Source organism: Xanthomonas sp. LMG 12459 (genome assembly GCF_009192905.1).
GTDB classification, from domain to species: domain Bacteria; phylum Pseudomonadota; class Gammaproteobacteria; order Xanthomonadales; family Xanthomonadaceae; genus Xanthomonas_A; species Xanthomonas_A sontii.
Map to the genome: position 1 here is coordinate 1 of NZ_NSGT01000093.1, position 6,015 is coordinate 6,015.

4 protein-coding genes are annotated in these 6,015 nt (G+C 70.6%); 3 read left to right on the forward strand and 1 reads right to left on the reverse strand.

Translation table 11 applies throughout. From position 1 onward, the window contains the following. Nucleotides 1-575 precede the first annotated feature (575 nt). The 3 genes from CEK65_RS18410 (at nucleotide 576) to bphP (ending at nucleotide 4,485) form a co-directional block, all read left to right on the forward strand. Nucleotides 576-1,826, forward strand: coding sequence for a TCR/Tet family MFS transporter (locus CEK65_RS18410; RefSeq protein ID WP_152182607.1), 1,251 nt, complete (start codon nucleotides 576-578; stop codon nucleotides 1,824-1,826). 158 nt (nucleotides 1,827-1,984) lie between these two features. Continuing rightward, complete coding sequence (locus tag CEK65_RS18415) at nucleotides 1,985-2,584, forward strand: biliverdin-producing heme oxygenase (protein WP_152182608.1); 600 nt, start codon at nucleotides 1,985-1,987, stop codon at nucleotides 2,582-2,584. Next, nucleotides 2,581-4,485, forward strand: coding sequence for a bacteriophytochrome BphP (gene bphP, locus CEK65_RS18420; protein WP_152182609.1), 1,905 nt, complete (start codon nucleotides 2,581-2,583; stop codon nucleotides 4,483-4,485). The genes CEK65_RS18415 and bphP overlap by 4 nt, the downstream gene beginning before the upstream one ends. A 21-nt stretch (nucleotides 4,486-4,506) precedes the next feature. On the opposite strand, the gene CEK65_RS18425 is transcribed toward bphP, so the two are convergent. Beyond that, nucleotides 4,507-5,685, reverse strand: a complete 1,179-nt coding sequence (locus CEK65_RS18425) for a benzoate/H(+) symporter BenE family transporter (protein WP_152182610.1) — start codon at nucleotides 5,683-5,685, stop codon at nucleotides 4,507-4,509. Nucleotides 5,686-6,015: the final 330 nt, after the last annotated feature.

Consider the following 6,015-nt stretch of genomic DNA (forward strand, 5'->3'; position numbering starts at 1 on the left):
GCCGCTGCCTCCGCCGGACCCTCACCCCCGACCCCTCTCCCGACGGGAGAGGGGAGTCGCTCGGTGTAGAGCACGTCGGTTCCGACACAATCCGCCAAGCCTCGACCCTGTTGTGGGAGGGACTTCAGTCCCGACGCCTCGGCCCCTCAGGTCGCGGTTGAAACCGCCCCTGCGACAAGCGGCCTGGCTGCGCCGCTGGTGCAGAAAGGGTCGAGCCCTGACCCGCAATTGGCCAGCCCCCGCCGCTTCTGCGGGAGGGGCTTCAGTCCCAACGCCTCGGTCCCTCAGGTCGCGGTTGAAACCGCCCCTACGACAAGCGGCCTGGCTGCGCCGCTGGTGCAGAAAGGGTTGAGCCCTGACCCGCAATTGGCCAGCCGCGACGCTTCTGTGGGAGGGACTTCAGTCCCGACGCCATGACCCCACCGGTCGCGGTGCAAGCGCTCCCGCGACGGCCAGCCGAGCCACCACGGTGTCGCAGGCACGCCGCCCGTTCAAATCGGCCACCTCCCACACCCACGGGTGCGCCGATGGCCAGGTACGCCGATTACACTGCCGCGTCCGCCAGGAAGCCTGCCGTGCACGCTCCGACTCCCGCTGTCCGCTCACGCCGCGCCGCGGTCGCCTTCATCTTCGTCACCCTGCTGATCGACGTGCTGTCCTTCGGCGTCATCATTCCGGTGCTGCCCACGCTGGTGCGCGGCTTCACCGGCGGGGACTTCGCTGCCGCGGCCCGCTGGGTCGGCTGGTTCGGCTTCCTGTTCGCCGCCCTGCAGTTCGTCAGCTCGCCGCTGCAGGGCGCATTGTCCGACCGCTACGGCCGGCGCCCTGTGATCCTGGCCTCGTGCCTGGGGCTGGGCGTGGACTTCATGGTGATGGCGCTGGCGCAGAGCCTGCCGGTGCTGCTGCTGGCGCGCATGGTCTCCGGCGTGTTCTCGGCCAGCTTCACCTCGGCCAACGCCTACATCGCCGACATCACCCCGGCCGACAAGCGCGCCCAGGCCTACGGCATCATCGGCGCCGCGTTCGGCGTCGGTTTCGTGGTCGGTCCGCTGCTGGGCGGCTGGCTCGGCAGCCTGCATCTGCGCGCCCCGTTCTGGTTCGCCGCCGGGCTGGCTCTGTTCAACTTCCTCTACGGCCTGTGGGTGCTGCCCGAATCGCTGGCGCCGGAACGGCGCACCGCGCGCGTGGACTGGGCGCATGCCAATCCGTTCGGCGCGCTGCGCCTGCTGCAGCGCTATCCGCAGGTGTTCGCGCTGGCCGCGGTGATCTTCCTGGCCAACCTGGCGCACTACGTCTACCCGAGCATCTTCGTGCTGTTCGCCGATTACCGCTTCGGCTGGGGACCGAAACAGGTCAGCTGGGTGCTGGCCCTGGTCGGCGTGTGCAGCATCGTGGTCAATGCCGTGCTGGTGGCGCGGGTGGTGCGCCGCTTCGGCGAGCGCGGCGCGCTGCTGTTCGGCCTGGGCTGCGGCGTGATCGGCTTCGCCATCTACAGCGTGGCCGGCAGCGGCGCGCTGTTCCTGCTCGGCGTGCCGATCAGCGCGCTGTGGGCGGTGGCCGGGCCGGCGGCGCAGGCGATCGTCACCCGCCACGTCGGCGCCGACGCGCAGGGCCGCATCCAGGGCGCACTGATGAGCCTGGTCAGCCTGGCCGGGGTGATCGGGCCGCTCTTGTACGCGTGGGTGTTCGCCGCCTTCATCGGCCCGCATGCCTTGCTGCACTTCCCTGGCGTGCCGTGGCTGCTGGCGGCGCTGTTGCTGGGCGGCGGCTGGATCGTGGCCTGGCGCCGCGCGCGGGTGCCGGCTGCCGCGGCGGCCGGCGGCTGAGGCGCAGCGCGGGCAGCGTATCCGGCATGAACGGCTCAGCTTGCTGGGATAGGCGTCGTCGTGTCCCACGTAGCCTCGCCTGGCACCGCGCGATCGTGGTTGTTACGCTGTACCACCTCTTTCGTCGCGGCCGGCCGGCTGCTGTACCAGTCGCCTGCATGATGTCTCCTCCCGACGGAACCGCCCTGCCGCTGACCGCTGCGCGCTTGCTGCGCGAGGCCACTGCGCAGCAGCACCAGGCGGTGGAAGACCTGCCGGCGATGCGCGCGCTGATGGACCCGGCGCTGTCGCTGGCCGACTACGTGCAGGTGCTGCGTCGCCATCACGCGGTGCTGGCCGGCTGGGAACAGCGCGAAGCGGCCTGGCTGCGCGACTGCGGCGACGCGCACTGGCAGTACCAGCCGCGCACCCCGCTGCTGGCGCAGGATCTGCACGCACTGCGGGCAGCGCCGCCAGCGCCGCAACCGCTGCCGCCGGCCGCCGAGGCCGGGACCCGTTGGGGCATGCTCTACGTGGTCGAGGGCTCGCGCCTGGGCGGGCGGGTGATCGCCCGGCACCTGCGGCAGACCCTGGCCGGCGCCGCGCCGGCGTTGTCCTATTTCGAACTCGGCAATGCCGACCCGGCCGCCTGGCGACACTTCCAGCAGCGCCTGGAGCGGGCCTTGCCGACCGCGCCGCTGCAGCAGGCCGCGGTCGACGGCGCCCGCGCCATGTTCGCGCACTTCCACACCCACTTCGCCCTGGAGATCGCCGCATGAGCGACATCGTCGTGCCCCTGGACATGGACGCATGCGCACGCGAGCCGATCCATATCCCCGGCTCGGTGCAGCCGCACGGCGTGCTGCTGGTGATCGAACCGCAGGACGCGCGCATCGTCCAGGCCAGCGCCAGTGCCGCCGACCTGTTCGGCCGGCCGCTGGACGCACTGCTCGGACAGCGCTACGACGCCCTGCTCGTGCTGGAGGATCCGCGCACGCGTCTGTTGCCCGACGCGGCCGAGCGCAGCGACCTGGCCTATGTCGAAGTGGGATTCAAGGACGCGGCCGCGACGCAGCGCTGGGTCGGCGCCTGGCATCTGTATCCGGAGCAATGGCTGCTGGAACTGGAGCCGCGCGATGCGCCGCTGGCCGACGCCACCCTGCGCGAAGCGCTGCCGGTGCTGCGCCGGCTGGAGGCCGACCACAGCATCGAGGAAGCCTGCCAACGCGCCGCCAAGAGCCTGCGCAGCTTGATCGGCTACGACCGGGTGATGATCTACCGCTTCGACGAGGACTGGAACGGCGACGTGGTCGCCGAGGCGCGCGCGGCGGAACTGGAGCCGTATCTCGGCCTGCACTATCCGGCCAGCGACATTCCGGCGCAGGCCCGCGCGCTGTACCTGCGCAACCGCGTGCGCCAGATCGCCAACGTCGGCTATGTGCCGTCGCCGATCCAGCCCACCCTGCATCCGCGCCTGCGCGCGCCGGTGGACCTGAGCGACGTCAGCCTGCGCAGCGTCTCGCCGGTGCACCTGGAATACCTGGCCAACATGGGCGTCACCGCCACGCTGGTGGCCTCCATCGTGGTCAACGACGCGCTGTGGGGGCTGATCGCCTGCCATCACTACCGCCCGTATTTCTGCAACCACGAGATGCGCGATGTCGCCGATGCGCTGAGCCGGGCGCTGGCCGGGCGCATCGGCGCGATCACCGCGGTGGCGCGCGCGCGCACCGAGTCGGTGCTGCTGACCGTGCGCGAGAAGCTGATCACCAACTTCAACGACGCCGAGATGCTGACCGCGCCCATGCTCGACGAGATGGCCTCGGACCTGCTCGACGTGGTCGATGCCGACGGCGTGGCGGTGTTCCATGGCGACCACGTCACCCGCCATGGCATGCTGCCGGCCACCGAGGACCTGGCGCGGATCCGCGAGCAGATCGAGTCCACCCATCACGAAGCGCTGCGCCACGACGCGGTCGGTGCCCTGCACTCGGACCAGATCGGCGAGACCTTCCCGGCGCTGGCCGATCTGGCGCCGCTGGCGGCCGGCTTCATCTTCGTGCCGCTGATGCCGCAGGCGCGCAGCGCGCTGCTGTGGACCCGTCGCGAACAGGTGCGCACGGTCAACTGGGCGGGCAATCCGCAGTTGGCCAAGCTGCAGGACATCGCCGGCTCGCGGCTGTCGCCGCGCAAGAGCTTCGACCTGTGGCAGGAGACCGTGCGTGGCCGCGCGCGGCCCTGGTCGCCGATCAGCCTGGAATCGGCACGCAGCCTGCGGGTGCTGATCGAGCTGATGGAACGCAAGCGCTTCCAGCAGGATTTCGCCCTGTTGGAGGCCTCGCTGTCGCGGCTGCGCGAGCCGGTAGCGATCGTCGAGCGCGGCGAGGGCGCGCGGCCCAGCCGCCTGGCCTTCGTCAACGAGGCCTTCGCCGCCCTGTACGAGCGCGAAGTCGCCGAGTTGATCGGCTGCGACCTGGAGCGCCTGTACGCCAGCGAGGCGGCGCTGGCGGAGACCCAGCGCATCGACACGCTGCTGCGGCAGGGCCGAGCCGCCTACGTCACCCTGCCGCTGCGCGTGGACGGCAGCACGGCCGTGCACCGCCAGTTCGACTTCGAACCGCTGCCCGATCACTCCGGCGTGCCCAGCCACTGGCTGCTGCAGTTGCGCGACCCGCGCTGAGTCCGGTGCGGCGGCGCGGCCTCAGCGGCTGCGCCGCCACAGCGCCAGCGTCGCCGCACCGGCCAGCAGGCCCCACAGCGCCGCGCCGATACCGAACAGCGACAGTCCCGACGCGGTGACCAGGAACGCGATCAGCGCCGGCTCGCGCTCATGTTCCTCGCGCAGCGCCGAGGCCAGGCTGTTGCCGATGGTGCCGAACAGCGCGATGCCGGCGATCGCCATCACCAGTTCCCTGGGAAAGGCCGCGAACAGCGCGGCCACGGTGGCGCCGAACACGCCGATCAGCAGATAGAAGACCCCGGCGAACACCGCGGCCATGTAGCGCCGCTGCGGATCCTCCTGCGCCTCGCGGCCCATGCAGATCGCTGCGGTGATCGCCGCCAGGTTCAGTCCGTAGGCGCCGAACGGCGCCAGCAGCGTATTGACCACGCCGATCCAGCCGATGGTCGGCGAGATCGGCACCGCATAGCCGGACGCGCGGATCGCTGCCACCCCGGGCAGGTTCTGCGAGGTCATCGTCACCACGAACAGCGGCAGCGCGATCCCGAACAGCGCCTGCCACGACAGCGTCGGCCACACCAGCACCGGCTGCGCCAGGCGCAACCGCGCAGCCTCCAGGTGCAGCGTGCCGCTGCCCGCGGCCACGGCGATGCCGACCAGCAGGGTGGCGATCACCGCATAGCGCGGGAAGGTGCGGCGCCCGAGCAGATAGGTGGCGAACATCGCCAGCGCCATGGCCAGTTGGTGCTGCATCGCCACGAACACGTCCAGGCCGAAGCGCAGCAGCACCCCGGCCAGCATCGCCGAGGCCAGCGACAGCGGAATGCGCCTCAGCAGGCGTTCGAACAGGCCGGAGAAGCCGGCCAGCGTGGACAACACCGCCACCACCACGAAGGCGCCGATCGCATCGGACAGCGGCAGTCCGCCACCGGTGCCGATCAGCAAGGCCGCGCCGGGCGTGGACCAGGCGGTGACCACCGGCATCCGGTAGCGCAGCGACAACCCGATGCAGGTCAGGCCCATGCCCAGCCCCAGCGCCCACATCCACGAGGCGATCTGTGCCTGCGAGGCGCCGACGCTGCGCGCGGCCTCGAACACGATCGCCGCCGAACTGGTGAAGCCGACCAGCACGGTGACGAAGCCGGCGATCAGCGCGGGCAGCGACGCGTCGCGCCAGAGGGCGCGGGCAGCAGCGGTCATGCGGAATCCCATGATGGAGCGCAGGCTGCATTCTCGGGCAAACGCCGGCGATCGGCCGTGCCGCGCCATCACCAATAGAGGAGAGAGCGGGGCAGGACGCAGCGCCGTAAGGGCATGCAAAAAAACGGTTGACCTTTTTTTCGGTGCCATTAAACTGCGCGGCCCGCTACGCAACTGCCGAGTTTCGGCACGACAGAGGCCGGCGGTGCCGGAAACACCTAGCGAACATCGGGTGTTGACAGCGTGAAAAAGTCGGCTAATATGGCCGGCTCGCTTCGAAGAAAAGCCTTCGGGTTTGGACGAAGAAGCGGCGTCAACCACCTGATCAAA